General features: G+C 66.8%; 23 protein-coding genes and 3 pseudogenes. 21 read left to right on the forward strand and 5 right to left on the reverse strand.

Translation table 11 applies throughout. From position 1 onward, the window contains the following. The first annotated feature begins 3 nt into the window (after positions 1-3). The 12 genes and pseudogenes from cydB to ACSBPQ_RS03780 all read left to right on the forward strand — a co-directional run bounded on the left by cydB (position 4) and on the right by ACSBPQ_RS03780 (position 13,465). A complete protein-coding gene (gene cydB / locus ACSBPQ_RS03725; RefSeq protein WP_442683731.1) occupies positions 4-1,161 on the forward strand; it encodes a cytochrome d ubiquinol oxidase subunit II in 1,158 nt (385 codons plus the stop codon). 38 nt (positions 1,162-1,199) lie between these two features. After that, positions 1,200-1,307, forward strand: coding sequence for a cytochrome bd-I oxidase subunit CydX (gene cydX / locus ACSBPQ_RS03730; RefSeq protein WP_146313519.1), 108 nt, complete (start codon positions 1,200-1,202; stop codon positions 1,305-1,307). Next, positions 1,304-3,031 carry a thiol reductant ABC exporter subunit CydD gene (cydD, locus tag ACSBPQ_RS03735; RefSeq protein ID WP_442683732.1) on the forward strand — a complete coding sequence of 576 codons (1,728 nt, stop codon included), beginning with the start codon at positions 1,304-1,306 and terminating at the stop codon, positions 3,029-3,031. The genes cydX and cydD overlap by 4 nt, the downstream gene beginning before the upstream one ends. After that, complete coding sequence (gene cydC / locus ACSBPQ_RS03740) at positions 3,028-4,710, forward strand: thiol reductant ABC exporter subunit CydC (protein ID WP_442683733.1); 1,683 nt, start codon at positions 3,028-3,030, stop codon at positions 4,708-4,710. Before cydD ends, cydC begins: the two co-directional genes overlap by 4 nt. 342 nt (positions 4,711-5,052) lie before the next feature. Continuing rightward, entirely contained in the window at positions 5,053-7,221 is a 2,169-nt protein-coding gene (katG, locus tag ACSBPQ_RS03745) for a catalase/peroxidase HPI (RefSeq protein WP_442683734.1), read from the forward strand. 258 nt (positions 7,222-7,479) lie between these two features. Further along, positions 7,480-7,905 (forward strand): DUF2946 domain-containing protein, encoded by a 426-nt coding sequence (locus ACSBPQ_RS03750; RefSeq protein WP_442683735.1) that lies wholly within the window; start codon positions 7,480-7,482, stop codon positions 7,903-7,905. Positions 7,906-7,967: 62 nt separating this feature from the next. Then, positions 7,968-10,043: a TonB-dependent copper receptor gene (locus ACSBPQ_RS03755; RefSeq protein ID WP_442683736.1), complete on the forward strand. Its 2,076-nt coding sequence runs from the start codon at positions 7,968-7,970 to the stop codon at positions 10,041-10,043. A 319-nt stretch (positions 10,044-10,362) separates the two neighbouring features. Further along, on the forward strand, positions 10,363-11,166 hold the full coding sequence (locus ACSBPQ_RS03760; protein ID WP_442683737.1) for a MipA/OmpV family protein: 804 nt from the start codon (positions 10,363-10,365) through the stop codon (positions 11,164-11,166). Between the two features lie 54 nt (positions 11,167-11,220). Beyond that, a pseudogene (locus ACSBPQ_RS03765) lies at positions 11,221-11,304 on the forward strand (hypothetical protein); the annotation flags it as partial. Between the two features lie 121 nt (positions 11,305-11,425). Next, entirely contained in the window at positions 11,426-11,881 is a 456-nt protein-coding gene (locus ACSBPQ_RS03770; protein ID WP_442683738.1) for a response regulator transcription factor, read from the forward strand. Then, a complete protein-coding gene (locus tag ACSBPQ_RS03775) occupies positions 11,844-13,226 on the forward strand; it encodes a sensor histidine kinase (RefSeq protein WP_442683739.1) in 1,383 nt (460 codons plus the stop codon). Before ACSBPQ_RS03770 ends, ACSBPQ_RS03775 begins: the two co-directional genes overlap by 38 nt. Then, positions 13,226-13,465 carry a hypothetical protein gene (locus ACSBPQ_RS03780; RefSeq protein WP_442683740.1) on the forward strand — a complete coding sequence of 80 codons (240 nt, stop codon included), beginning with the start codon at positions 13,226-13,228 and terminating at the stop codon, positions 13,463-13,465. The genes ACSBPQ_RS03775 and ACSBPQ_RS03780 overlap by 1 nt, the downstream gene beginning before the upstream one ends. A 330-nt stretch (positions 13,466-13,795) precedes the next feature. Here ACSBPQ_RS03780 and ACSBPQ_RS03785 read toward each other — a convergent pair whose 3' ends face one another. Beyond that, positions 13,796-14,155: a hypothetical protein gene (locus ACSBPQ_RS03785; RefSeq protein WP_442684617.1), complete on the reverse strand. Its 360-nt coding sequence runs from the start codon at positions 14,153-14,155 to the stop codon at positions 13,796-13,798. On the opposite strand from ACSBPQ_RS03785, the pseudogene ACSBPQ_RS03790 reads away from it, so the two are divergent. Further along, a pseudogene (locus tag ACSBPQ_RS03790) lies at positions 14,088-14,231 on the forward strand (efflux RND transporter permease subunit); the annotation flags it as partial. The gene ACSBPQ_RS03785 and the pseudogene ACSBPQ_RS03790 overlap by 68 nt on opposite strands. A gap of 182 nt (positions 14,232-14,413) precedes the next feature. Here the strand turns inward: ACSBPQ_RS03790 and ACSBPQ_RS03795 are convergent. Beyond that, on the reverse strand, positions 14,414-15,355 hold the full coding sequence (locus ACSBPQ_RS03795; protein ID WP_442683741.1) for a LysR substrate-binding domain-containing protein: 942 nt from the start codon (positions 15,353-15,355) through the stop codon (positions 14,414-14,416). 144 nt (positions 15,356-15,499) lie between these two features. On the opposite strand from ACSBPQ_RS03795, the gene ACSBPQ_RS03800 reads away from it, so the two are divergent. The 4 genes from ACSBPQ_RS03800 (at position 15,500) to ACSBPQ_RS03815 (ending at position 18,433) form a co-directional block, all read left to right on the forward strand. Continuing rightward, entirely contained in the window at positions 15,500-16,393 is an 894-nt protein-coding gene (locus ACSBPQ_RS03800) for an MBL fold metallo-hydrolase (protein ID WP_442683742.1), read from the forward strand. Between the two features lie 85 nt (positions 16,394-16,478). Further along, positions 16,479-17,207 carry a peroxiredoxin gene (locus tag ACSBPQ_RS03805; RefSeq protein WP_442683743.1) on the forward strand — a complete coding sequence of 243 codons (729 nt, stop codon included), beginning with the start codon at positions 16,479-16,481 and terminating at the stop codon, positions 17,205-17,207. 97 nt (positions 17,208-17,304) lie between these two features. Next, entirely contained in the window at positions 17,305-17,646 is a 342-nt protein-coding gene (locus tag ACSBPQ_RS03810; protein ID WP_239737589.1) for a TIGR01244 family sulfur transferase, read from the forward strand. Between the two features lie 4 nt (positions 17,647-17,650). Further along, positions 17,651-18,433: a sulfite exporter TauE/SafE family protein gene (locus ACSBPQ_RS03815; protein ID WP_442683744.1), complete on the forward strand. Its 783-nt coding sequence runs from the start codon at positions 17,651-17,653 to the stop codon at positions 18,431-18,433. On the opposite strand, the gene ACSBPQ_RS03820 is transcribed toward ACSBPQ_RS03815, so the two are convergent. Further along, the gene (locus tag ACSBPQ_RS03820; RefSeq protein WP_442683745.1) at positions 18,403-19,251 is read right to left on the reverse strand and encodes a prolipoprotein diacylglyceryl transferase family protein; all 849 of its coding nucleotides are present in this window, start codon (positions 19,249-19,251) and stop codon (positions 18,403-18,405) included. The two genes, ACSBPQ_RS03815 and ACSBPQ_RS03820, sit on opposite strands and share 31 nt — an antisense overlap. A gap of 20 nt (positions 19,252-19,271) precedes the next feature. Continuing rightward, positions 19,272-20,546 (reverse strand): NAD(P)/FAD-dependent oxidoreductase, encoded by a 1,275-nt coding sequence (locus ACSBPQ_RS03825; protein ID WP_442683746.1) that lies wholly within the window; start codon positions 20,544-20,546, stop codon positions 19,272-19,274. Between the two features lie 80 nt (positions 20,547-20,626). Here ACSBPQ_RS03825 and ACSBPQ_RS03830 point away from each other — a divergent pair, with 80 nt between their 5' ends. Next, the gene (locus ACSBPQ_RS03830; protein ID WP_442683747.1) at positions 20,627-20,863 is read left to right on the forward strand and encodes a hypothetical protein; all 237 of its coding nucleotides are present in this window, start codon (positions 20,627-20,629) and stop codon (positions 20,861-20,863) included. Between the two features lie 68 nt (positions 20,864-20,931). Here ACSBPQ_RS03830 and mobH read toward each other — a convergent pair whose 3' ends face one another. Continuing rightward, complete coding sequence (gene mobH, locus ACSBPQ_RS03835) at positions 20,932-22,713, reverse strand: MobH family relaxase (protein WP_442683748.1); 1,782 nt, start codon at positions 22,711-22,713, stop codon at positions 20,932-20,934. Between the two features lie 336 nt (positions 22,714-23,049). Between mobH and ACSBPQ_RS03840 the strand changes: the two genes are divergently transcribed. The 3 genes and pseudogenes from ACSBPQ_RS03840 to ACSBPQ_RS03850 all read left to right on the forward strand — a co-directional run. After that, positions 23,050-23,676 carry an integrase gene (locus ACSBPQ_RS03840; protein ID WP_442684500.1) on the forward strand — a complete coding sequence of 209 codons (627 nt, stop codon included), beginning with the start codon at positions 23,050-23,052 and terminating at the stop codon, positions 23,674-23,676. A gap of 12 nt (positions 23,677-23,688) precedes the next feature. Then, positions 23,689-24,321 (forward strand): RES family NAD+ phosphorylase, encoded by a 633-nt coding sequence (locus tag ACSBPQ_RS03845; RefSeq protein WP_442683749.1) that lies wholly within the window; start codon positions 23,689-23,691, stop codon positions 24,319-24,321. Positions 24,322-24,406: 85 nt separating this feature from the next. Beyond that, a pseudogene (locus tag ACSBPQ_RS03850) lies at positions 24,407-24,667 on the forward strand (DUF3742 family protein); the annotation flags it as partial. Positions 24,668-24,714 lie beyond the last annotated feature (47 nt).

The following is a 24,714-nucleotide window of genomic DNA, read 5'->3' on the forward strand; positions in this document are numbered from 1 at the left end:
GTCATGGACGTTTCGTGGATTCCCCTTGACTACGGCACGCTGCGGCTGATCTGGTGGCTGCTGCTGGGCGTGCTGCTGATCGGCTTCGCGGTCATGGACGGCTTCGACCTCGGCGTCGCGGCGCTGCTGCCCGTGGTGGCGCATAGCGACGAAGAGCGCAGGGTGATGCTCAACCTTGTCGGCCCGGTCTGGGAAGGCAACCAGGTCTGGCTGATCACCGGCGGCGGCGCGATCTTCGCGGCGTGGCCGCTGCTGTATGCGGCTTCGTTCTCCGGCCTCTACCTGGCGATGCTGCTCCTGCTGGTGGCGCTGATCCTGCGCCCGGTCGGCTTCAAGTACCGCAGCAAGCTGCCCGATCCCCGCTGGCGCAGCACCTGGGACTGGTTGCTGTGCGGCTCCGGCGTGGTCGCCAGCCTGGTGTTCGGCGTGGCGATGGGCAACCTGCTGCTCGGGCTGCCGTTCGGCGTGGAGCCGAGCACGCTCAGGCCGGTCTATGAGGGCAACCTGTTCCAGTTGTTCATGCCGTTCGCCTTGCTGGCCGGCGTGCTGAGCGTGACCATGCTGGCTGCGCACGGCGCCGCGCTGCTGGCCTGGCGCACGGACGGCAACGTCGCGATGCGCGCGCGCCAGGTCGGTGGCTGGCTGGCCCTGGCGACCGGCGTGCTGTTCGCGCTGGGCGGTGTGTGGGTCGCGTTGGGGCTGGACGGGCACGTGCTGACCGGCGCCGTCGATCCCGCCGCGGCAAGCAACCCGGCGCTGAAGACGGTCGATCTGGTCGACGGCGCGTGGATGCGCAACTTTGCGCAATGGCCATGGATGTGGGCGGCGCCGGTGCTGGGCGTGGCCGCGTCGCTGCTGGCGGCGCCGCTGCTGTGGCGTGGCGCGAAGGTGCTAGCGTTCCTGGCCACCTCGACCGCGATCACGGGGATCATCCTGACCGTGGGCTTCGCGCTGTTCCCCTTCCTGATGCCCTCGTCGCTGCAGCCGGGCATGGGGCTGACGGTCTGGGACGCGTCGTCCAGCCACTTCACGCTGTGGGTGATGCTGCTGGCGACGGTGGTGTTCCTGCCGATCGTGCTGTCCTACACGGGTTACGTGTACCGGGTGATGCGCGGCACGGTCACGCCGGAGTCGGTTTCGGAAAATCCCAATGCGTACTGACGGCGGCGCGCATCGGCAACAGATCGGGAGATAGCGGCATGTGGTACTTCTCGTGGATCCTGGGGCTGGGCCTGGCCTGCGCCTTCGCCATCCTCAACGCGATGTGGTTCGAACTGCGCGAGCACGACCGCATCGATAAAACATGACGCTTGCGGCCAGCGGGGAGGCCGTCGCCGACGCGCGATTGCCTCCCAAGCAAGCGGCATGGATGCGGACGCTGGCCGACCAAGCGCGGCGTCCGCTCGCATTCGCGGTAGCGCTGCCGCTGCTGTCGGGCCTGCTGCTGCTGCCGCAGGCTTGGGCGCTGGCCCGGGCGTTGCAGATGATCGTGGTGGACCGGCTGCCGCTGTCCGCCGCGTTGCCGTCGATCGGGCTGGCCGGCACGCTGCTGCTGGTGCGGGCGGCGCTGGTCTGGGTAGCCGAGCACGCCGGCCAGCATGCGGCCGAATCTGTGAAGCGTTCGGTGCGTATCGCGTTGTTCCGGCGCCTGCTGTCGGCCGGCGTGCTGTGGAGCCGGGCGCGCGCCTCGGGCGAACTGGCCGACGCGCTGAGCGCGCGTGTCGAGACGCTGGACGGCTACTTCGCGCGCTACCTGCCGGCAATGGCGTCGGCGGCGGTGCTGCCGCCGGTGTTCTGCATCGTGCTGCTCGGGTTCGACTGGATCGCCGCGCTGGTGCTGGCGTTGACGGTGCCCGCCATCCCGCTGTTCATGGCGCTGGTGGGGTGGGGCGCGGAGGCGGCCGGCCGCCGCCACGCCACCGCGCTGGCGCGGCTGTCGGGCCTGTTCGCCGACCGTGTGCGCGGCCTGACCACGCTGAAGCTCCACGGGCGTTCGCAGGCGGAGGCCGAACGCGTGGCGCGCGCCAGCGACGAAGTGCGTGAGCGCACGATGTCGGTGCTGAAGATCGCGTTCCTGTCCTCGGCGGTGCTGGAGTTCTTCGCCGCGCTGGGCGTGGCCGGGCTGGCGGTGTACTTCGGGCTGACCTTCCTGGGCATGCTGGAATTGCGTGCCAGCGTGCTGACCTTGGAAGCGGCGCTGTTCTGCCTGCTGATGGCGCCGGAAGTCTACTTGCCGATGCGGCAACTGGCCGCGCACTACCACGACCGCGCGAACGCGCGCGGGGCGGTCGCGGAGATCGCGGGGCTGTTCGACGGCCTGCCGGAGATCGCGGATGCACCCGTGGAAGAGGCGGCGCCTGCTTCCGCGCCGGCGTCTAAGGCGTTTTCCGTCGGCGCGTTGCGGATGCCGGTGCCCGGACGCGGCGCGATCGGCCTGCCGACTCATGCGGACATCGCGCCGGGTGAGTGGATCGCGCTGACCGGTGCCAGCGGCAGCGGCAAATCCACGCTGCTGGAGACGCTGGCCGGCTTGCGTGCCTACGAGGGCGAGTTGCGTTTCGGCGGCCTGCCGCTGCGGGAGTGGCCCGCCGCAGCGCTGCGCCGATACATGCTGCTGATCCCGCAGCGGCCGTGGCTGGCGCCGGGCAGCATCGCCGACAACCTGAGGCTGGCGCACGCCGATGCGGACGATGCGGCGCTGGCGCGGGCGATCGCCGCCGCCGGGCTCGCCGGGATGATCGCCGGCCTGCCGCGCGGGCTGGACACGCCGCTGGCCCAGCGCGGCCAGGGCGTCTCCGGGGGACAGGCACAGCGCATCGCGCTGGCGCGGATGTTCCTGTCCGATGCGCCGGTGCTGTTGCTCGACGAGCCGACCGCGCATCTCGACGACGCCAGCCGCGACCTCGTGCTCGCCGAAATCGCTGCGTTCGCCCGCGGGCGTACCTTGGTCGTGGCGACGCACGATCCCGTCGTGGCCGCGATCGCCGACCGGCGGTGGACGATCGATGCCGGCGGACAGGTGCATCCGTGAGGCGGCTGCTGGCCTGGATGTGGCCGATGTTCCGGCAGCGCTGGCGCACGCTACTGCCCGCCTGCGCGCTGGCGCTGGTGACGGCGGCTGCGACGGTGGGATTGCTGGGTGTCTCGGGATGGTTCCTGACCGCGACCGCGCTGGTGTCCGGCGCGTTGGCGACGTTCAACCTGTTCGTGCCCTCGGCGATGGTGCGCGGGCTGGCGTTCGTCCGCATCCTCTCGCGCTACGGCGAGCGCGTCAGCGGGCATGCCGCGACGCTGGTTCTGTTGACCGACCTGCGCACGCGGGTGTTCGGGAACCTGCTCCGGCTCGATGCCGGGCAGCTGGCACGCTGGCGCGACGGCGACCTGGTCGCACGCCTGACCGGCGACATCGACGCGCTGGACTCGACCTTCCTGCTCTCGCTACTGCCGCTGCTGGTCGGCGGGATCGCCGGTGCGGTGGTGATTGCGGTGCTGGCGGTCTACGTGCCACCGGCCGCGGCGGCCGTCGGATTGCTGTGGCTGTGCGTCCTGCTGCTCGCGCCGGCCTGGCTGGCGCGCCGCGCGCGCCGCAGCGGGGCCGAACGCCAGGCGCACGCGGCGGACCTGCGGCAACACGTGCTGCAGGCCGTCGAAGGCCATGCCGATCTGCTCGCGCTGGGTGCGGCTGGACGCGCCGAAGCCGCGCTGGCCGACAGCAGCGACCGCCTGCGCGCGGCGGCGCTGTCCGAATCGCGGGCATTCGCCTCGGGCCAGGCGCTGGCGCTGGCCTGTGCGGGACTGGCGATGCTGGCGGTGGCGACGGCGGGCGCCGCGGCGCTGCGCGAGGGACGGGTCGGGGGTGCGGTGCTGGTCGGCTGCGTGCTCGCGGTGGCCGGATTGTTCGAGGTGGTGGCGCCGGTGCTGCGGGGCGCGGTACGGCTCGGTGCGGCTTCCGCTGCCGCAGAGCGCGTGCGCGAGATCGAGCGGGCCGGCCCGGAGATCCTCGATCCGCCGCGGCCGAAGGCGCTGCCCATGCGTGGCGCGGTGGAGTTCAGGCAGGTGTACTTCCGCCACCACCCGTCGCTGCCGCTGCTGGAGGGCGTGGATCTGCGGATCGCGCCGGGCGAGCGGGTGGTAGTGACCGGGGCCAGCGGCAGCGGCAAGTCGACCCTGCTGGCCTTGCTGCTGCGGCTGCGCGATCCGCAGGCTGGTGGCATCTGTTGGGAAGGCGTGGATCTGCGCGAGGCGTCGCTGCCGGAACTGCACCGCCGCGTGGCGCTGCTGCCGCAGGACGCGCCGGTCTTCCTGGGAACCGTGCGCGACAACCTGCGCATCGGCGACCCCGATGCGGACGATGCCGGGCTGTGGGAGGCGCTTCGCCAGGCCGGACTGGACGAGGAAATCCGCGCCTTGCCCGGTGGGCTCGACCAGTGGCTGGGCGAGGGCGGGCGCACGCTGTCGGCCGGGCAGGCGCGGCGCCTGTGCCTGGCGCGGGTGCTGCTGACCGGCGCGCCACTGGTCGCGCTCGACGAGCCGACCGAAGGGCTCGACCCCGATGCCGAACAGGCCTTCTTCCGCGACCTGCCGCGCATCCTGCACGGCCGCAGCCTGCTGCTGGTCACGCACGCCTTGGTGCCGTCCGGGATAGCCGACGCGACCTGGGAACTGGTGGATGGAAGGCTGAAGAAAAAGCCGGTGCGTGACACCCCGTAAGCATGAACCGTGGGGACGCTCGTTGGACACAGCCAAGGCAACATGATGATGCGCATGCATGCGTGCTGCCGTACGGGAAGACGCAGCTGAGACGCCGATACGCACCTACCACCTGGTGAACTCCCGCATTGATTGATGCCGTCTGCGAAATTCAACCAGGCATAGAGAAGGCCTATCGTAAATATTAGAAAATACGAATATACATATGCCGACGTCACGACTAGAGTCGATGTTGCGCCCCGCCTTCAGGGGCAGACCTTGGTTCGACGTGGCAGCCAGTTTCCCGATGCGGGGACCGTCAGCCGACGTGAACAGTCCGTAGACCGACAACCGGAGAGAACGATGGCAGCGAACGAGATCGAGACTGGCGGCAAGTGCCCGGTCATGCATGGCGCCAACACCGCGATGGGCACGTCCAGCATGGATTGGTGGCCGAACGCGCTGAACCTTGACATCCTGCATCAGCACGACAGCAAGACCAACCCACTGAAGGGTTTCGACTACCGCGAAGAAGTCAGGAAGCTCGATTTCGATGCGCTCAAGAAGGATCTCCACGCGCTGATGACCGACAGCCAGGACTGGTGGCCGGCCGACTGGGGCCACTACGGCGGCCTGTTCATCCGCATGTCGTGGCATGCGGCCGGCACCTACCGCATCGCCGACGGCCGCGGCGGCGGCGGCACCGGCAACCAGCGCTTCGCGCCGATCAATTCCTGGCCGGACAACGTCAGCCTCGACAAGGCCCGCCGCCTGCTGTGGCCGATCAAGAAGAAGTACGGCAACCGCATCTCCTGGGCCGACCTGATCGTTCTCGCCGGCACCATCGCCTACGAGAACATGGGCCTGAAGACCTACGGTTTCGCCTTCGGCCGCGAGGACATCTGGCACCCGGAAAAGGACACCTACTGGGGCGCGGAAAAGGAATGGCTCGCGCCCCAGGACGAGCGAATGGGCGATATCGAGAACGCCGCCTCGATGGAAAACCCGCTGGCCGCGGTGCAGATGGGCCTGATCTACGTCAATCCCGAAGGCGTGAACGGCAAGCCCGATCCCATGAAGACCGCCGCCATGGTGCGCGAGACCTTCGCCCGCATGGCGATGAACGACGAGGAGACCGTGGCCCTGACCGCAGGCGGACACACTGTCGGCAAGACCCACGGCAACGGCAATGCGCAGGCGCTCGGCCCGGATCCGGAAGCCGCCGACGTCGCCGAGCAGGGCCTGGGCTGGAGCAACCCTGACCAGAAGGGCTTGGCCAACCGCGTGGTGACCTCGGGCCTGGAAGGCGCCTGGACCACCCATCCGACAAAGTGGGACATGGGCTTCTTCGACCTGTTGTTCGGCTATGAGTGGGAACTGAAGAAGTCACCCGCCGGCGCCTGGCAATGGGAGCCGATCAACATCCGGGAAGAGGACAAGCCGGTCGATGCCAGCGATCCGTCGATTCGCCACAACCCGATGATGACCGACGCTGACATGGCGATGAAGGTCGATCCCGCCTACAACGCGATCTGCCGCAGGTTCATGGCCGATCCGGCCTATTTCGACGAGGTCTTCGCCCGCGCCTGGTTCAAGCTCACCCATCGCGACATGGGCCCGAAGACGCGCTACATCGGCCCGGACGCCCCGACCGAAGACCTGATCTGGCAGGATCCCGTGCCGCCGGGCAACAGCAACTACAACATCGCCGGCCTCAAGGCGCGCATCGCCGGGAGCGGCCTCACCATCGCCGAGATGGTGTCGACCGCCTGGGACAGCGCCCGTACCTTCCGCGGTTCGGACATGCGCGGCGGTGCCAATGGCGCGCGCATCCGCCTGGCGCCGCAGAAGGACTGGGAAGGCAACGAGCCCGCCCGCTTGCGGAAGGTGCTGTCGGTGCTCGAACCGCTGGCGGCGGAGTTCGGCGCCAGCGTGGCGGATACCCTCGTGCTGGCCGGTAACGTCGGCATCGAGTCGGCGGCCAGGGCCGCGGGCTTCGACGTCGAAGTGCCTTTCGCGCCGGGTCGCGGCGACGCCACCGACGAAATGACCGACGCCGATTCCTTCGCCCCGCTCGAACCTGTCGCCGACGGCTACCGCAACTGGCTGAAGAAGGACTACGTGGTCAGTCCCGAGGAGCTGATGCTCGACCGTACCCAGCTGATGGGCCTGACCGCCTGCGAGATGACCGTCCTGGTCGGCGGCATGCGCGTCCTGGACACCAATTTCGGTGGAACCCGGCATGGCGTCTTCACCGACCGCGCCGGTGCATTGACGACCGACTTCTTCGTGAACCTGACCGACATGGCCAGCACCTGGAAGAAGGCGGGCGACCACTACGAGATCCGCGATCGCAAGACGGACGCCCTGAAGTGGACGGCGACCCGGATGGATCTGGTGTTCGGTTCCAACTCCATTCTCCGCGCCTACGCGGAAGTTTATGCGCAGGACGACAACCGTGAGAAATTCGTCAACGACTTCATCGGTGCTTGGGTAAAGGTAATGAACGCAGATCGCTTCGATCTCGCATAGCAACATAGGGCTATGGCATGCCGAATCCCGTGCCGGCGAGAGGTTATCAAGTCAGTTGAGCTTGTCTGATGCAGATTCTGCGGTGGCCCGCGTCGCCCAGCGCTGTTGGGGTCGTGCAACGAAAAATGTTTGGCCGTAGCATGGCTACCGAGCGTGTTGGTCGCCGGTGCGCAGCAGGCCGCGTTGCGCATCGATGAAATTGTCGATGCGGCCAAATGACAGTCCATGCCTGAGCATTGGGTGATCTGACCGAGTTTCGTGCAGGACGCGTTCAACTACAATGCCAAGATGATTCAATCCTCGGCCAGCTTCAGGCGCATGGCGTGGCTTGCCCTCGTGGCGGTGTTGCTGACCGTCGTTGCGCCGACGGTCAGCCGCGTATTGATGACGACCGTATCGAAGACGTCCCCGATCCTGATGGAGATGTGCAGCACGGTAGGGTTGAAGACGATCGATGTCTCCGCGTTGATCGGTAGTGAGGAGTCGGTCCGGCCGATGATGGTGATGGACGATGCCTGTGGCTATTGCGTGCTGGCCACGCCGCTGCCGCTGGTGCTGGCGCTACTGGTAGCCCTGCTGCTGCGCCCGCCGCAGGCGCCCGCGCTACATTTCTTTTCGCTGCGGTTGAGGACGCCACGGAACATGCGTGGCCTCGGCTCGCAAGCCCCGCCCCGCGCACTCTGAACCACAACCCTGCTGACTTCCGGCGTGGCCCATGTGCCGCGCCCTTGTGCTTTGGAGCCAATATGTCCCGTATCACCATGGCGACGGCATTGCCGTCGCGCCGCGCGCTCGCGTGCGCGCTTTCGCTTGTCTTGTTTCCGCTTGCCGCCGTTGCCGCCGACGAGGAGACCTCGAAAGACGATGCCAGGACTCTGGATCGCGTGGTTGTCACCGCCTCGCCGGTGCAACCGCTGACCTTCGAGACCGATCCGAAACTGCCGCGCCAGCCGTTGCCGGCCAGCGACGGCGCCGACTATCTCAAGACCATTCCCGGTTTCACTACCCTGCGCAACGGCGGCACCAACGGCGACCCGGTGCTGCGTGGCATGTTCGGGTCGCGCCTGAACCTGTTGTCCAACGACGGCAGCATGCCCGGCGCATGTCCGGCGCGGATGGACAACCCGCTGTCCTATGTCGCGCCGGAGACCTTCGACCGCCTGATCGTGGTGAAAGGCCCGCAGACCGTGCTGTGGGGGCCGGGAGCTTCTGCCGGCACGGTACGGTTCACGCGGGATACGCCGCGTTTCGACGAGCTGGGCGCACGCGTGCAGGGCAGCCTGCTGGGCGGCAGTTTCGGTCGCAACGACCAGTCGCTCGATGCCACTGTCGGCACCCCCAGGGTCTACACGCGCCTGACCGCGAACCGTTCCGAATCCGGCGACTACGACGATGGCAACGGCGACGTCGTGCCGTCGAAGTGGCGCAAATGGAACACCGACGTCGCACTGGGTTGGACGCCGGACGCGGACACGGTGCTGGAAGTCACCGCGGGCACTGGCGACGGCATCGCCCGCTACGCCGGCCGTGCCATGGACGGCTCGCAGTTCAAGCGCGAAAGCTTGGGTCTGCGCTTCGAGAAGAACTTCCGCGGCGGCGGCCTGCGCACGCTGCAGGTCAGCCTGTTTCACAACGGTGTCGACCATGTGATGGACAACTACACCCTGCGCGATCCGAATCCGATGAGCGCGATGCCGATGCCGATGGCGGCCGACGTGGAGCGCCGCACTGGTGGCGGGCGGATGGCAGCGGAGTGGGGTTGGGACGATGTAAGCCTGACCGCAGGCATGGATACCCAACGCAGCCGACACCGCCAGCGTAGCTCGATGGGCGATGCCTACAAGGACATGCCCTGGGAGGACGATGCCGAACTGCGCAACACCGGCGTGTTTACCGAAGGTAGGTGGACAGTCGCTGTGGGCCAGCGCTTGATCGCCGGTGCGCGCCTGGATCGGGCGCAGACCACAGACTTGCGCGTCGCCGCCGGAGTGATGGGCATGCCCAACCCGACCTTCGGCCAAACCCGCCGCGAGACCTTGCGGGCTGGCTTCGTCCGCTACGAGCACGACATCTCTGGCAGCGGTTTTGGCTGGTATGCCGGGCTGGGGCATACCGAACGTATGCCGGACTACTGGGAAATGTTCTCGGCCGACATGGGTCCGGCGGGGGCAATGAATTCGTTCACCGGCATCGCACCCGAAATGACGACCCAGCTCGACATCGGCGCGCAGTATCGGAGCGAGCGCGTGAACGCATGGGTATCGACCTATGCCGGCCGCATCGATGATTACATCCTGTTCTCTTACATGCCGGGCGGCATGATGGGGATGATGAGCATGGCGTCGAACGAGGATGCACGCATCCACGGCGCCGAAGCCGGCGTCGAGTTCCGCCCCGCGAAAGACTGGACGCTGGGCGGCAGCGTGGCCTGGGCTTGGGGCGAGAACACCAGCGATGGCACACCCCTGCCGCAGATGACGCCGCTGGAAGGTCGCTTCAACGTCGCGTGGGACAACGGTCGCTGGAGTTTCGGTGCTCTGCTGCGTGCGGTGGCGCGCCAGGATCGCGTCGTCATCGACCAGGGCAACGTGGTCGGTCGCGACCTCGGGCCGAGCTCCGGCTTCGCGACCTTTTCGCTCAACGGCGGCTACCGCTTCAACGACCGCGTGCAATTGACCGCCGGCGTCGACAACGTGCTCGACCGCGCCTACAACGAGCACCTCAATCTGGCGGGCAGTGCCGACTTTGGCTACCCCGCTGATCCGGTGCGCATTAACGAGCCTGGCCGCAGTGCGTGGTTGAGGCTCAACTTCAGCTACTGACGGGAGTTCAACATGTTGATTCATACCCATGCGCTGCTGCGTCCGTGGTGAGGCGCGATGCCATGAGGCAGTTGAGCTTTTCCGACGCCGCGTACGCCTGCGCTTGCCCGTGTGTTCCGCGTCCCCGAAGCTCAGCTGGATCGTCGTCGTACGTCGAATTTGCGCTATTGTCGCCGAGGGAGTTGTTCAGAGCATCCCTGATACCGCTCATCTCCTGGTGACGCCGCATACGCGAATCTGAAAAGACCGTCGCCCGTAAGTCGTCCGTAAGTCGTGCGGGCGCACATTGGCGGCTACCTTCCCTATCGGTACATCGATTATGCTCAGGTTCGCCATTGCGCTTTTCGCCCTCCTGCCGGCATCAGTATTCGCCCAGACCAGTACGATCGAACAATCCGGCGCTGTCGAACAGCGGGCCGATGACCGTTGGACCCTCGGTGTTGCGGTGTCCTCCGAGGACAGCCCATATGCCGGGGAGGGGATGAGGACGCGTCCATTCCCGTTCGTGACCTACCAGGGCGGGCGCATCTACTGGGTCGGCGCCACCCTCGGCGTCAAGCTGTGGGAGACCGAGCGGTTCCGGCTCGACGCCAATTTCTCGGGGCGCTTCGACGGCTTCGACAGCGGGGATCTGGGCCGAGCCGAACTCGCGGCGAACGGGGTGGACATCGATCGTGTCGAGGATCGCGACCACGGCGCCGATGCCGGCCTCGCGGCCCGCTGGCAACTGGGTGGCAACGAGATCATCGTGCGTGCGCTGGCCGACATCACCGGCACCAGCGAGGGCTACGAGGTGTCCGCCGATTTTGCCCGTCGGTTCCGCGTGGGCAAGGTCACCCTGGTGCCCGGCATCGGCGTGCAATGGCTCTCGGACGATCTGGCCGACTACTATTACGGCGTCCGATCGACGGAGACGTTCTCGGGGATGGCCTACCAGCCGGATGCGGCACTCATTCCCCGCGTGAGCCTCGGGTTCGCCGTCCCCCTGGGGCAGAGCAAGTGGCGGGTGCAGGGCCTGGTGCAGTACCGGTTCCTGCCGGATGAACTGTCCGACAGCCCGCTGCTGGAACCCGATTCTGATGGCGTGGCCCATGTGGTGATCGGCGTGGTACGCAGCTTCTGATCTTCGGCCGGACTTCGAATGAACCGCATCGCCCTCGTCGAGGATCATGAGCGCATGGCGAGCCTGATCGCCCGCGGGCTGCTGTCCGCCGGCATCGCGACCGATGTGTTCCATACGCTCGAATCGGCGTGGCGACCCCTGAACGAACGCGACTACGGGGCGGTGATCGTGGATCGGGGCTTGCCCGAAGGCGACGGGCTCGAACTCGCTCGAACTCGTCAGGCGGCTCAGATCCGCGGGCAGGCTGACGCCGTGCCTGATGCTGACCGCCCGGGACGCGCTGAGGGATCGGGTGGACGGCCTGGAGGCGGGCGCCGACGACTACCTGTCCAAGCCGTTCGCCATGGAGGAACTGCTGGCTCGGGTTCGCGCCCTGCTGCGCAGGACGCCTTCCCTGCAGCCCAACGAACTCGTGCACAGGGGCCTCCGCGTCGTTCCGGACGCCGGGTGCATGGGCTTCGGAGACGAGGTCGTGACGCTGTCGCCCGCCGAACTCCAGATCATGGTCTGCCTGTTGCGGGCGAACGGGCAGACGGTCACGCGCCGCAGCCTCGAGCAGGCGGCATGGGGCCTCACCGACGCCGTCACCCCGAATGCGCTCGACGTCGCGATGCATCGCTTGCGCAAGAAGCTGGCGGCCATCGGCTGCGATCTGGCGCTCCTGAACATCCGGGGGCATGGATTCGCGCTGGGGGATCGCGATGTGGCCGTCTAGCCTCGCCGGGCGGCTGCTGCTCTCCGCGCTGATCGGGATGCTTGCGGCAGGCGTGGCCGCCGCGGCCATCTTCGTGTCGTTCGCTTGCCTGCGGGACACGAACTACCTGATCGACGCGACCCTCGAAGACGAATTGGACAACCTCGAAGAGAGTGTCCAAGTGGACGGGAACGGCCGGCTGGTCTTCAGGCCGCAATGGTCGTCCGACAGCTATGACGCGCTGAGGAAGGACACCGCGTTCCGCATCATCGATGCGGACGGGACCACCTTGTTCAGCAGTCTTGACGGGCCGGCCCTTCAGGCGTTGAAGCGGATGCCTGCCGGCGCCCGCACGCTGGATGTCGACGACGCGGGGCTTCCCGTTCGATTGCAGGTGCGCGAAAGACAGATCGTCCGCTCTGGTGCCAGGTATGGGCTGCAAGTGGCACGAAGCGATCGCATGGTGGAGCGCTTGGCCGGTTACGCCCGCCAGCTCTACCTGAGCGCAACCGCGGTTGCCGTCCTGGTCGCGCTTTCGATTTTTGCGGTGGTCGTCTGCATCACCGTCCGCCGTGCGGTCGTGCCGTTGCGGCAGGCGTCCGCGATTGCGTCGAGGATCGGCCCGCGTGCGCTCTCGGCACGCCTGCATGTCGATGGCATTCCATCGGAGATGGCGCCCCTGATCGATGCGTTGAACTCGGCCCTGGAGCGGCTGGAACAGGGCTTCAGGGTGCAGCAGGACTTTCTTGCGATGGCGGCGCACGAGCTCAAGACGCCGTTGACGCTGTTGCAGGCAGAGGTCGAGCTGGGCGGCGAGATGAACAAGGAGGCGATGCTCCGCGAGACGCAGCTCATGGCGCGGCAGGTCAACCAGCTCCTGCATCTGGCGGAGGTCAGCGAAGGACGCAACTACCGGTTCTCGAAACGTTCCCTATGGGCGATGTCGGCGGATGCGGTCGACTACCTGAACCGGTTGGCCGACCGCGGCGGCGTGTCGCTGCACGTGGAGCACCTCGAACCGGACAGAACGGTCGATGCGGACGAGGGGGCGGTCTTCGTCCTGCTCAAGAACCTGCTGGAAAACGCCATCAGCCATTCACCGCGGGGAGGGGTCGTCACGCTCGAGGTGACGCCCGGCGGGTTCACGGTCGTCGACCAGGGCGCGGGGGTGGATCCGGCGGATCGCGAACACGTGTTCAAGCGCTTTTGGCGCGCGTCGAGCGCCACCGATGGCGCCGGGCTTGGACTCGCCATCGTCCGCGAAATCTGTCATGCGCACCGGTGGGAGGTATGGGTGGAGGACGCCCAGGGCGGAGGTTCCCGATTCGTAGTGGCGATTCCCGACACGCCAACGCAGGAAGCGTGATGACCGGGCACGCGATTGAAAGATGCATATTGACCATAGCTGCGCGCATCGCCGCCGGGGATGCCGAGGCGCGGCAGTGGTATCGCTCCGAACCCATTGCCGGGCTGGGCGGCAGGACCGCGCTGGAACTGGTTTGGAGCGGGCATGGTCCCGCGGTGCTGGATTTTCTTGTTGGTGTGCTTCGGGACGAGATGCAGGCTGCATCGGGGACGAGCGGCGGGCACGAATGGCGAGACTGAGCCGCTGATGGAGGGATTCTCCGGGCAGTCCGGCTCCGGCGACGCTGCTGACGGCGGTGCTTGTCTGGGCGTCCGTGCCGTGGAGATTCGGTTGATTCGGGGGCCTGTGCGGAGGTCCTACAACTTGCCAACTTGCGAATCGTGTAACCGTCCGAATGGCGGCGATGTCGCCTTCACAGGTTCGCCAGACCAGTTTCCCTGAATGGGAGCGCGACCAGACGCGTCCGGGCAATCCGCTTCGTCCTCCGATCACAGGCTGACGCTGTTGCCGGCCTGCGCCTGCGTTCCAGAGAATTCCCATGTGGTTGCGATTGGCCGCATTGGCTGTCTTCACGATTGCGCCGTGCATACAAGCATGGGCGCCATCTCCTGCTGCGCCAAACCAGAGACTTGCGCTCGACGACGCCTTTGCGCGTCGCCCGGGCCCATCCCGATCTTCGCCTGTTCGGTGTGCGTGCCGAGGGATTGCTTGCTGAGCGCGATACGGCGGCGTTCGGCCCCCCACTGCGTGCCGGTCTCGATGTCGAGAACGCGTTCGGCAGCGGCGCCGCGCGAGGTTTCGACGAGGCCGAGATCACCCTGCGTCTTAGAGCGCGGTGGCAAGTTCGATGCCCGTCGTACGCTGGCGCTGAACGTCGGCGCGGGTACGGAGGTGCAGTGGCCGCTGGTCACGGTGGTGATCGGCGGCATCGTGTCCTCGACGCTGTTGACCCTGGTGGTGTTACCGGCTCTGTACCGCTGGTGGCACTTGCGAAGGCGACGGCGCTGTGGCGAAGGAGGGCACGCACTGATGAACGATACGCTGCGCATCGACCTGCAGACGCGGACGGCGGGATTGGTGCAACGGCCGTCCTGGGATCACGCCTTTCAAAACTTCATCGCTGCCGGTGCATCTGGCTCGATGCGCACCAGACCGCGGCGCGATCCAACAGCGGCAGATCACGGCCCTCAATCCCTCCCTGCGGTCCACGGCTTGACGTTCTCGGCGGCCCACTCGCTCAGGAACGCACCCAGCGCGCGGTAGCTGTCGGCACGCGCGGCATTGCGGCGCCAGCACAGGCCGATGCTGCGGGCGTTGGCATCGTCGCCCAAGGGGCGGACGACGACATCACTGCCGTCGATGATGCCGCCGTTGATCGCCAGATCGGGCAGGAAGGTCGAGCCCATGCCTTCGGCGACCATGGCCACCAGCGTGTGCAGGCTGGTGGACGAGAAGCTGGCATGCTCGGTTTCGGCGGCGCGCTGCAAAGCCGGCAGCGCATGGCTGTGCAAGCAGTGGTCGTGCTCTAGCAGCAGAAGGCGGTCGCCGTCGGCGACGTCGCCCGGGTCGAACGCCCGCAGACCAGGCGCCAGCGCTTGCGAGCCGCATGCGGAGACGTAGCGGTAGGCGTCGTCAAAGAGCATGAAGCTCTCCATGCCGGGGGTATCGTAGGGGAAGGCCATCAGCACCAGGTCCAGCCTGCCGTCCGCCAGCTGGTCGAGCAGGTGCCGGGTCTTGTCCTCGCGCAGCACCAGCCGCAAGCGCGGGAACCGTTGCCCGAGTGCGCGGATCACGCGTGGCAACAGATACGGTGCGATGGTCGGCAGCACGCCCATTTGGACGATGCCGGACATCGGCTGCGCCGCGTCGCGTCCCAGCGCCACTAGGTCTTCGGCATCGCGCAGCAAGCGTCGCGCGCGAGCGGCCAGATGGTGGCCGATGGGCGCAATGCGCACCGAGCGCTTGTTGCGTTCGGCCACCGCCACGCCCAGTGCGAGTTCCAGTTCGCGGATGCCGGCGCTGAGCGTGGACTGGCTGACGAAGCAGGCCGCGGCGGCGCGGCTGAAACTTTGATGGTCGTGGAGGGCGACCAGATAGCGCAGGTGGCGCAGGTTCGGCAGGTAGGACACGGTCAGTTCCTGGATGGATGGTGGCCGGAACAATTTATCGTATCAAGCGATCACTGAGTTCAATTTAATTCGTTTCCATCTGTTTCACGATGCTTCTAGAGTGCTTGCCATACGCAAGGTCGACACTCGACAGGAGATCAGCCGATGGCTACCCCGAACCTCCCCACACCTTCCGATGCCCGCCCCGAGGTCACGGGCTTCTTCGACGGGCAGACCAACACGATCAGCTACGTGGTCCGGGACCCGGCCAGCTGTGCATGCGCCATCGTCGACTCGGTAATGGACATCGACTATGCCGCTGGCCGTATCGCCTTCGAGCATGCCGACCGCATCATCGAACACGTCCGCCGGCACGGTCTGGAAGTGGAGTGGCTGATCGAAACCCATGTCCACGCCGACCACCTGTCGGCCGCGCCGTACCTGCAGCAGGAACTCGGTGGCCGCATCGGCATCGGCGAGCGCATCGTCCAAGTGCAGGACACCTTCGGCAAGGTGTTCAACGAAGGCACCGAGTTCCGGCGCGACGGCAGCCAGTTCGACTGGCTGTTTGCCGATGGCGACCGTTACCGCATCGGCACGATGGAGGCGTTCGCCATGCACACGCCGGGCCATACGCCGGCCTGCATGACCCATGTGGTCGGCAATGCGGCCTTCGTGGGCGACACGCTGTTCATGCCTGACGGCGGGACCGCGCGCGCCGATTTCCCGGGCGGCGATGCGCGTACGCTCTACCGTTCGACCCGCCGGATCCTCGCGCTTCCCGAGGACACGCGGCTGTTCATGTGCCACGACTACGGCCCTGGTGGGCGGGATATCCGCTGGGAAACTACCGTGGCCGAACAGCGTGCACAGAACATCCACGTCCACGATGGCGCCGGCGAGGACGACTTCGTGCGGATGCGCAGCGAGCGCGACGCCACGTTGTCGATGCCGCGCCTGATCCTGCCCTCGCTGCAGGTGAACATGCGCGCTGGCCACCTGCCGCCCGCCGACGACAGCGGCCGGCGGTTCCTGAAGCTGCCGATCGACGCGCTCTGACCCCGTTTCCCCCGCCGGTGGGGCTCCCCCCTATCCCCTGGTCTCACCGGCACCTTCCCACCCCCGCAACACAGGAGCATTTGCCATGAGTTGCACCGATTCCGATCCGAAAATCGTCGCCGCCGCGACCGTCGTCCCGGCTTCTGCCGCCCCCATCGCCGCTGCCTTGGCCGGCCCCGCCCCGGTCGCGATGCCGCGGATCAACGAGCCTGCACCGGCATTCAATACCCAGACCACACACGGCCCGCGTTCGCTCGTCGACTACAAGGGCAAGTGGCTGGTGCTGTTCTCGCATCCGGCCGACTTCACCCCGGTCTGTACCACCGAGTTCACCGCCTTCGCCCGCGCCGCCAGCGAGTTCGGTGCGCTGAACACCGAACTGCTGGGGCTGTCGATTGACTCGGTGTTCTCGCACCTGGCCTGGGTGCAGAACATCAAGGAGAAGTTCGGCGTCGAGATCCCGTTCCCGATCATCGAGGATTTGTCGATGAACGTGGCCCGCGCCTACGGCATGATCCACCCCGGCGCCGCCGACACCTCGGCGGTGCGCGCCACCTTCATCATCGACGACAAGAGCATCCTGCGCGCGATGGTGTACTACCCGATGACCAACGGTCGTTCGGTAGCCGAGATCCTGCGCCTGGTGAAGGGGCTGCAGTACAGCCTGGCCAACGGGGTCGCCACGCCGGAAGGCTGGCAGCCGGGCGAGAAGGTGCTGCTGGGCGCGCCCAAGAGCGTCGCCGAGCTGGAAGCCCGCAGCGGCCAGGATCTGGAAACGACCGACTGGTACTTCTCGATGAAGCCGGCGGCCTGATACTCCCGTCCCGCGACGGTGCCGGCGCTGACGCCGGTGCCGTCGATCCTTTTTCGCAGTCCGGTTCGCAACCCGGAAAAAAACGAAGACCGCCGCCATGCCCGTCATCAACGCCCTCTCGGACAGCTACCACGTCTGCCCGCAACTCCATCCGGACGATGTCGCCGACGTCGCAGCCTGTGGCTACGTCGCGCTGGTCTGCATGCGGCCCGACGGCGAATCTCCGGGGCAGCCAGCCTGGGCCGAGGTGGCCGAACAGGCCCGGCGGCACGGGCTGGCGTTCCATTTCATCCCGGCACTTTCCGGTGCGGTCACGCTGGAACAGGCGGCGCAGTTGCGCGAGCTGCTCGCCGATGCTGGCGGCCCCGTGCTGTCGTATTGTGCGTCGGGCAACCGCTGCGCCCTAGCCTGGCGCATGGCCATGCAATCGCAGGTCTGAAGCGATGGATGCATGGCAGACCGTGGCGTCGCTGCTCTCCGGTGGGCTGGTCGGCTTCGTGCTGGGCCTGATCGGCGGCGGCGGTTCGATCCTGGCCACGCCACTGCTGCTCTATGTGGTCGGCGTTGCGCCGCCGCACGTGGCGATCGGCACCGGCGCGCTTGCGGTCTCGGCCAACGCCTACGCCAATTTCATCACCCATGCGCGGCGGCGCAACGTCTGCTGGCGCTGCGCGATCGTGTTCGCGCTGGTGGGCACGCTCGGCGCGCTGGCCGGCTCCAGTCTCGGCAAGGCGATCGATGGCCAGCAACTGTTGTTCCTGTTCGGGTTGGTGATGGTGGTCGTCGGTGCCGCGATGCTGCGACCGCGGCGCGAGCGTGCGCCGGAGCACGAGGTCACCACCCTGCGCAATTGCCTGCGCGCTGGGGCGCTCGCATTGCTCGCGGGCTCGGCCTCCGGCTTCTTCGGCATCGGCGGCGGTTTCCTGATCGTGCCGGCGCTGATCCTGGCCACCGGCATGTCGATGGGCAATGCGGTCGGTTCGTCGCTGCTGGCCGTCGGCACCTTCGGCCTGGCCACGGCGATCAACTACGCCGCGTCGGGACTGGTCGACTGGGGCATCGCGGGCCTGTTCATCCTCGGCGGCGTGTTCGGCGGCGTCCTCGGAACGCGGTTGTCGCTGCGCTGGGGGCAGCGTCGCGCACTGCTGACGCGGATCTTCGCCGGGTTCGTATTCGCAGTCGCCGGCTACATCCTCTACCGCAGCGGGACCGCGCTGTCGGGTTGAAACTGCGGCCCGGCCTGCGCGCCGAAGCGCTTGCGCAGGGTGTCGGCGAGGCTGGCACGGGTCAGTTCGCCCATATGGCTGTCGACGAGGCGACCGTTCGCATCGAAGAACAGCGTGGTTGGCAGGCCGCGGGTATTGGTGGCGGGCATCGCCTGAGAATGCGGGTCGAGCAGGATGTGTTCGTGCAACGTCAGTCCCTGGCGGTCGAGGAACTCGCGGATGGTGGCCGCGTCCTCGCCCTGATTGAGCAGCACGAGGTCGATGCCGGGGTAGCGTTGCGCCGCATCCTCGAACACCGGCATTTCGCGACGGCACGGCGGGCACCACGTCGCCCAGAGGTTGAGCACGATGGGCTTGCCGGCGCTGGCGTCGAGCGTCGCGGAGGCGCCGTCGAGCGTGCTTGCGGCAATATTGGGCAGCGGTGGCGCGGAGCGTTGCAACAGGGCCAGCGTGCCGTTGAGTGCGAACCACACCAGCAGGCCGGCGGCGATGCCGGCAAACAATGGCTTGCGCAACCGCCGCTGTCTTGCGCTCCGCCACCACGCGAAGGCGAGGGCGGTAGGCAGGCCGATCCACCACAGGAAACCGCCGTCGCCGATGGCGACGATGGACCACGGCGCCGCCGTGTATTCCGGCCACCAGCGCACCACGTAGCCAAGGCGCGCCGCCAGCAGGCCGACGAGAAATGCATCGGTGAACAGGGCGTCGGCCAGCTTCGGTGTGGATGCGTCGGTGTGGCTGCCGCCCCAGCGCCGCGCCAACAGACGCACCAGCCACCAAGCCAACAGCGCAGCTGCGGCCACCAGCACCGCGCGCATCGGGAACGGGCCCAGGGAGTTCAACGATAGGCCTTGAGGTAGCGATCCTCGAACTTGCGCTTGAGCCAGTGGAACATGCGCGAATGCGGCGAGGTGAAAGTCCGCGATTGGCTGCGGTAGATCAGCAGGCCGCTGTCGAGCGTATCGACGATGCAGGTCAGTTCGGTCTTGAAGCCGTGATTTGCGGGTTTGCCGAGCAACTCGGCGGCGATGTTCCTCGCCACCGCTTCGGCCTGCAGGTCGGCCTGGTGCGCCTGCTTGGCCATCCAGTCGGGGCCGGGATAGCTACCGATATCGCCGGCCACGTACACATGTTCCAGACCGCGTGCGCGGCAGTGTTCGTCGGCGGCGACGAAGCCGCCATCCGAGCGCGGCAGTTCACTGTCGTCCAGCCACGCGGGGCCGGTGAGGCCGGGCATGAACAGGATCAGGTCGGCGGCGAATTCGCCGCCTTCGGTCACCACCTTGTCGGCCTCGAAGCGTAACGGCTTGTGGCCAAGGTGTGTCTCGATGCCGAGCGTGCGCATCCGTTCCAGCATCTTCTTTACCGCGGACGGACCAAGGCGCTGCCCCGGCTCCCTCGACGGATTGAAGAACACCAGCTTGAACCTGTCGCGCCGGCCCTGGCGACGCAGCAGGGTGTCGATGCCGAACAGGAACTCGAACATCGGCCCGCCGCGCACTGCGCCGGGCTCGTTCGGATTGGATGCGAAACCGATGGCGATGGTGCCGCCATCCATCGTCGCCAGGCGATCGCGAATGGCCTCGGCCGAGGCGATGCCTTCGCAGGGGATGAGCGCGTGCTCGATGCCCGGCAGCTTGCGCAGGTAGCGCCCCCCGGTGGCGGCGATCAGCACGTCGTTGGCGAGCTCACCGGTGTCGGTGACCACGCGGCGCCCGCCGTCGAGCACCTGCCGCACGCTGCCCTGGTGCCAGCGCACGCGCATGCGTTCGAAGAATCCGGCCAGTGGGATGCGCAGATCGTCGCCGGTCTTCTCGCCCGACGGCAGCCAGATCAGGCTGGGCAGGTAGACCAGTTCGTTTCGCGGCGACACCACGGTGATGTCGGCGTCGACGCGCTGTTCGCGCAGTTGGCGGATGGCGGTGAGCGCAGCGAAGCCGCTGCCGAGAATGACGATGCGCTTCATGGCTGCCTCCAACGGTTGTTGTGCGGGTGGCGCGGGCTTTCGGCGCAGCACCATGCCGATGGTGGTCCCCGCGAACGCGATCGCTGCCAGGGCACCCACACCCTTGAAGAGGAAAGCGCGCCGCACTTGCCGATGATTGATGTCCATCTTACACATATCTATTAGTATATTCTAATTTATAATGTTGTAAGAGTACATAAACAGAACAAGACGGATGATCCACATGAATGCGAACCTCCTCAAATCGCCAACACGACCGGGTGGAGATCGTGGTTCTCCTGCGCGATCAGGCGGCGAAGCTGACACTGCGCGAGAAGGCGTTCGCGGTTCGCCTGGGACGGCCGCATGCAGACGCGGCGCTGATCGCCACCTCCTCGATGCAGGCGTGCGTATCGAGGTGTGTGCACAGTCGTTGCATCGCCAAGACTACCCGCATGATGACGTCGATCCGCGCATCCCGTTAGCGCGCTAGATGTGAACCGCAGGTGGGCGGACGTGCCATGTCGGGCAATCCACGACATGGCGGCAGCGGTCACGCGCCAAGCGCGAGCGACAGGTAGGGGTTGTTTGCAGGCGGATCGACGAATAGACGACGAGGGTCCTCCAGCAGGTAGCCGTGCAGCCGTCGAGACTTGCGAGGCCCGGTCACGTTGCAGGTCCAGATGTTCAGGCCGCTGCGCTGCTTGCGGTGGAGCTGCAGCTTCTCGAAGTGCTTTTGCACCCACTGCCAACCGGATACGTCGTCCTGCTTGGCGAGGAAGGCGACACGCGGGTGCTCCTGCGCGTAGCGCTGAAACACGCCGGGGCTGATGAGGTACGCGGTGTCGGCGACGGTATGCACGAGCGCTTTGGCATCGTTGATGATCAGCTTGTGCGACTGGATGCCTTGCCTGAGCCAATCCATGAAGTGTTCGCCCGAAGGCGTCGCCGGAGTCGTATCGGCCCACGCCTCGGCAGGGGCGACAGGCGTCTCCACCGGATACAGTGGCGCGACCCCGGGAGGCGGCGGTTCGACCGGCGCGGTGGCGTTCGTGCCGAGCAGTTCCAACAGGGCATCGACGCCATCGATCGGCGCCGCCACCGCTTGAGAGGCCTCGGTCAACGCGGTGTCGGTGGCCGGCGGGGGTGAAGCAGGTGCCTCGGGCTCGGCCACGGCGCCGTCCTTGGGCGTCACCGTGACGCTGCCGGCGAACGGTGCAGGCCGGTCAGCCGACTCCCAGATCAGCGCCGGCGACAGACGCAGGAAGGTGAAGCTGTGCGACCAGCCGCTGTTGCCCCTCACCGTGGCCTTCCAGATTGCCTTGCCGTCCGGTGTTGGGAGGATGAGTCCGTGGTCTTGCAGCACATCGAACACGACCGTGTTGCTCGTCGGGATACCGTCGATGCCCTGCGACAGCAGATGCGCGCGCAGCTTGTCGGAGACAGTCTTGCTCACCAGCCAAAGCGCGTCCTCGGTGAGCCAGCCATCGGAGGCCTCGGGCTGGTTCAGCTTCAGCGCCTCTTTGAGCAAGTAGCGCAACCCGTCGAGCAGCTTGCGTTGCAACGCATGCTTGGGAGCGGCCATGGCGCGGGCCGGATCGCCGCCCAGCTCCTGGGCGACCGATGCACGGTCGGCCTGCACGACCAACTCGCCCAGCACCCCGGCGTGCTCGTATTGGCCGGCCAGGACGTAAAGCAGCGGCCCCCAGAGCGCCGGGTAGCCGCTGAGCCAGTCCAGGATGTGCCGGTCGAGCAGTTGGCGGTAGAGCAGACCCGTCGCGGCGCTGTGCAGCCGGTACTCGCGGTCGTCGCGGTAGCGGAAGCGGTACGGCTGATGCAGCGGGCCGTGCCACGGGTGCCACACCGAGTCGTCGACCAGCTCGACGTGCAGATCGACGGCGATCTTGCCGATGTCGTGCAGCAGCGCGGCGTAGGCGACGGCGGCAGTCCAGGCTTCGGACTGCGCCGCCTGGTCTTCGGGGCTGGCGCCAATGGGCAGCAGATGGGACTGCCGCAACTTCAGGCTGTAGGCGACGATCTCCAACCCGTGATCCAGCATGCCGCCCGGGTAGGCGTGGTGGTGGCTCTCCGAGGCGGGAAACTTCTGGACGAGTTCCGCATAGCGCTCCAGCGGCGCGCGGTACAGGGTGGCGAACTGCCTGCGCGAGAGCGACGTGCGCTGCCAGATGTGTTCCAGCAACTTCTGCCGGCGCGGCGTCGCCAGCAGCGATGCAGCCGACTCAGGCCGCAGCAGCCCTTTCGGGGGATCGGCGGCGGGTGCTGGCGACGGAGCGGTAACGACCGAGGCCCGTTTTCGCTGGAACAGGGAGAGCATCTGAATGTCCTGATAGGGGGCGACCGGGAGGCCTTTTGCCTTTTCGAGGTAGGGCCTTTCCCCTTGCGCCCCATTCCCTTGCCCTTTCCGTTTGACCTTTGACCGTTTGGGTATAGGGCGGCGCGGGCCGCGACTCCAGCGTCAATGAGGAACCGGCTCGAAGGGATTGGACGGCGACCTGGTGCGGGGACTCGACCTATGCTGCGCCGATGCCTCCACCCACCCGGGATGGCGGCGATCTCTGCCAGGGATGGTCTCTGTCGGGCGACATAGTTGACATACGAGACATACGAGAATAGAGTGGTGCTGTCTCAATCCTGCCTGTGGGAGATGACCATGCCCAAGACTCTTGAATTCATCGCCGACCATCTGCCGCGCGTCACGGTGGAGGATGTGCGCCGTTTTGCGAATACCGTCGAAATCCGTGACGCCAGGGCTTTCGCGGCAGAACTGCAGGCGTTCGTCCACGAGCGTGTGGAGGCGGTGGAGCTTCCCGCCGTCCTGGAAGTGGAGACGGCGGCGCAGACCGCTGCACGCAAGGCAGCTGCGCTGCGTGCCGGTACGCGCTGGGTGCCCGGCGAAACCGACATCCAGCGTGGCCGCGCCATGCTGCTCGAAGCCTTCGAGCGACCGCACAATCTGCCGCTGCCCGAGTTCGCCAGGCTGGCGGACAAGTCCCGCCAGCAGATCTACAAGGACATCGTTGCCGGTCGGCTCCTGGCATTGAACGTGGGCCCGCGCGGCCAGAAGCTGCCCGACTGGCAGCTCGACCCCGTGAAGCAGCAGTTGACTCAGACTGTGCTCCAGGAGGCAGAGGGCGTCGACAACTGGACGATCTACCGCGCGCTGTCCGAACCGCTCGAAGGCCTGGGCGGCCGTTCGCCGGTGGATGCGGTAACGCCCGGTTCGATCGACGACGTGGCTAGGGCCGTGTTCAACGTGCTGGGCGTACACGTACATTGAGGCGAGGTTGACATGAGCAAGGAGTTGCCGTCGTTCCTGATCGATGCGGGTGAACTGCTCCAGCATGTGAGCCGCACCGTCTATCGACGTGAGCCGTTGTACTACGGCCGTGACGGCACCAATCGCTACGACGACCCGGCGCGGGTCTACGGCGTGCTCTACCTGGGTCGCGATCTTCCCACGGCGCTGATGGAGTCGGTGTTCCACAAGCACCAATGGCTCGCGGACGCGAAGCGCTCGATCGCGCTGAAGGAAGTCCAGAGCCGGATGGTGCGCGCCGTGGGTGTCCTGGACGGTCTGCGCCTGGCCGATCTCACGGCGCCGGGCGTGATGGCGGGCTACTTCGGCTTGAATCTGGAGCAGTTGGCCGGCCGGGACTACACGCATACGCAGCAGGTGTCCGCCCAGGTGCATGCGATGCTCGGAGACGACGGCCTGCCGCCGTTCGACGGGGTGCTCTATCCGTCGCGCAACAACTACCCCGACGCGAGCATCGCCCTGTTCGAGCGTGCAAAGGCGAAGGTCAGTGTCTTCGAGGACATCGACCTGGTTGACCATGTGGACTGGCCGGGCTTCGTTGCTGACTATCACATCGGCTTCGAATCCGATCCCGGCCCGGTGGAACCGGATGGTGAAGCGTCCTGAAACCGCTGGAGAACACATCGAAGTCACGCGTAGAACGGATGGGAGCAAGCTGGAGCAGGCAATCCTCATGTAGCAGGAGACGACCATGAACACGACGACCCGCATCAGCATCGCAGAACGCCTTGGTCGCGGTTTCGGCCGTGGATGGCGCGCCTATGCGCGCGGCGAACGGTGGGTGTCGGGCCGGCTCGTGTCCTCGGGCTTGCCGGCCGGCGTCGCGGTGGCGCTGCTGTGGGTGGTGAAGCTGGTCGTGCTGGGCGTGCTGCTGTACGCCGCGTTCTGGCTGGCGCTGCTTGTCGTCGCCGTCATGGCGGTGGCCTGGGCAGCGCAGCGAGGCGACTCGGCCCCGGCGGACGACTACTCGTTCACGACGCTCGACGAACTCCGGAACAC

It is taken from the genome of Stenotrophomonas sp. JC08, assembly GCF_052180205.1.
Classification (GTDB): domain Bacteria; phylum Pseudomonadota; class Gammaproteobacteria; order Xanthomonadales; family Xanthomonadaceae; genus Stenotrophomonas.

Bases quoted from the DNA above. Each gene is read 5' to 3' on its own strand.
- ACSBPQ_RS03805 (WP_442683743.1), top strand. From the start codon at position 16,479: ATGAGTTGCACCGATTCCGATCCGAAAATCGTCGCCGCCGCGACCGTC.
- ACSBPQ_RS03785 (WP_442684617.1), bottom strand. From the start codon at position 14,155: ATGCCGCCGATCACCACCGTGACCAGCGGCCACTGCACCTCCGTACCC.
- ACSBPQ_RS03830 (WP_442683747.1), top strand. From the start codon at position 20,627: ATGCGAACCTCCTCAAATCGCCAACACGACCGGGTGGAGATCGTGGTT.
- ACSBPQ_RS03845 (WP_442683749.1), top strand. From the start codon at position 23,689: ATGAGCAAGGAGTTGCCGTCGTTCCTGATCGATGCGGGTGAACTGCTC.
- ACSBPQ_RS03780 (WP_442683740.1), top strand. From the start codon at position 13,226: ATGACCGGGCACGCGATTGAAAGATGCATATTGACCATAGCTGCGCGC.
- ACSBPQ_RS03840 (WP_442684500.1), top strand. From the start codon at position 23,050: ATGCCCAAGACTCTTGAATTCATCGCCGACCATCTGCCGCGCGTCACG.
- ACSBPQ_RS03760 (WP_442683737.1), top strand. From the start codon at position 10,363: ATGCTCAGGTTCGCCATTGCGCTTTTCGCCCTCCTGCCGGCATCAGTA.
- ACSBPQ_RS03755 (WP_442683736.1), top strand. From the start codon at position 7,968: ATGTCCCGTATCACCATGGCGACGGCATTGCCGTCGCGCCGCGCGCTC.
- cydX (WP_146313519.1), top strand. From the start codon at position 1,200: ATGTGGTACTTCTCGTGGATCCTGGGGCTGGGCCTGGCCTGCGCCTTC.
- katG (WP_442683734.1), top strand. From the start codon at position 5,053: ATGGCAGCGAACGAGATCGAGACTGGCGGCAAGTGCCCGGTCATGCAT.
- ACSBPQ_RS03815 (WP_442683744.1), top strand. From the start codon at position 17,651: ATGGATGCATGGCAGACCGTGGCGTCGCTGCTCTCCGGTGGGCTGGTC.
- mobH (WP_442683748.1), bottom strand. From the start codon at position 22,713: ATGCTCTCCCTGTTCCAGCGAAAACGGGCCTCGGTCGTTACCGCTCCG.
- ACSBPQ_RS03800 (WP_442683742.1), top strand. From the start codon at position 15,500: ATGGCTACCCCGAACCTCCCCACACCTTCCGATGCCCGCCCCGAGGTC.
- cydD (WP_442683732.1), top strand. From the start codon at position 1,304: ATGACGCTTGCGGCCAGCGGGGAGGCCGTCGCCGACGCGCGATTGCCT.
- ACSBPQ_RS03775 (WP_442683739.1), top strand. From the start codon at position 11,844: ATGGATTCGCGCTGGGGGATCGCGATGTGGCCGTCTAGCCTCGCCGGG.
- ACSBPQ_RS03810 (WP_239737589.1), top strand. From the start codon at position 17,305: ATGCCCGTCATCAACGCCCTCTCGGACAGCTACCACGTCTGCCCGCAA.
- ACSBPQ_RS03825 (WP_442683746.1), bottom strand. From the start codon at position 20,546: ATGGACATCAATCATCGGCAAGTGCGGCGCGCTTTCCTCTTCAAGGGT.
- cydB (WP_442683731.1), top strand. From the start codon at position 4: ATGGACGTTTCGTGGATTCCCCTTGACTACGGCACGCTGCGGCTGATC.
- ACSBPQ_RS03770 (WP_442683738.1), top strand. From the start codon at position 11,426: ATGCTGACCGCCCGGGACGCGCTGAGGGATCGGGTGGACGGCCTGGAG.
- ACSBPQ_RS03820 (WP_442683745.1), bottom strand. From the start codon at position 19,251: ATGCGCGCGGTGCTGGTGGCCGCAGCTGCGCTGTTGGCTTGGTGGCTG.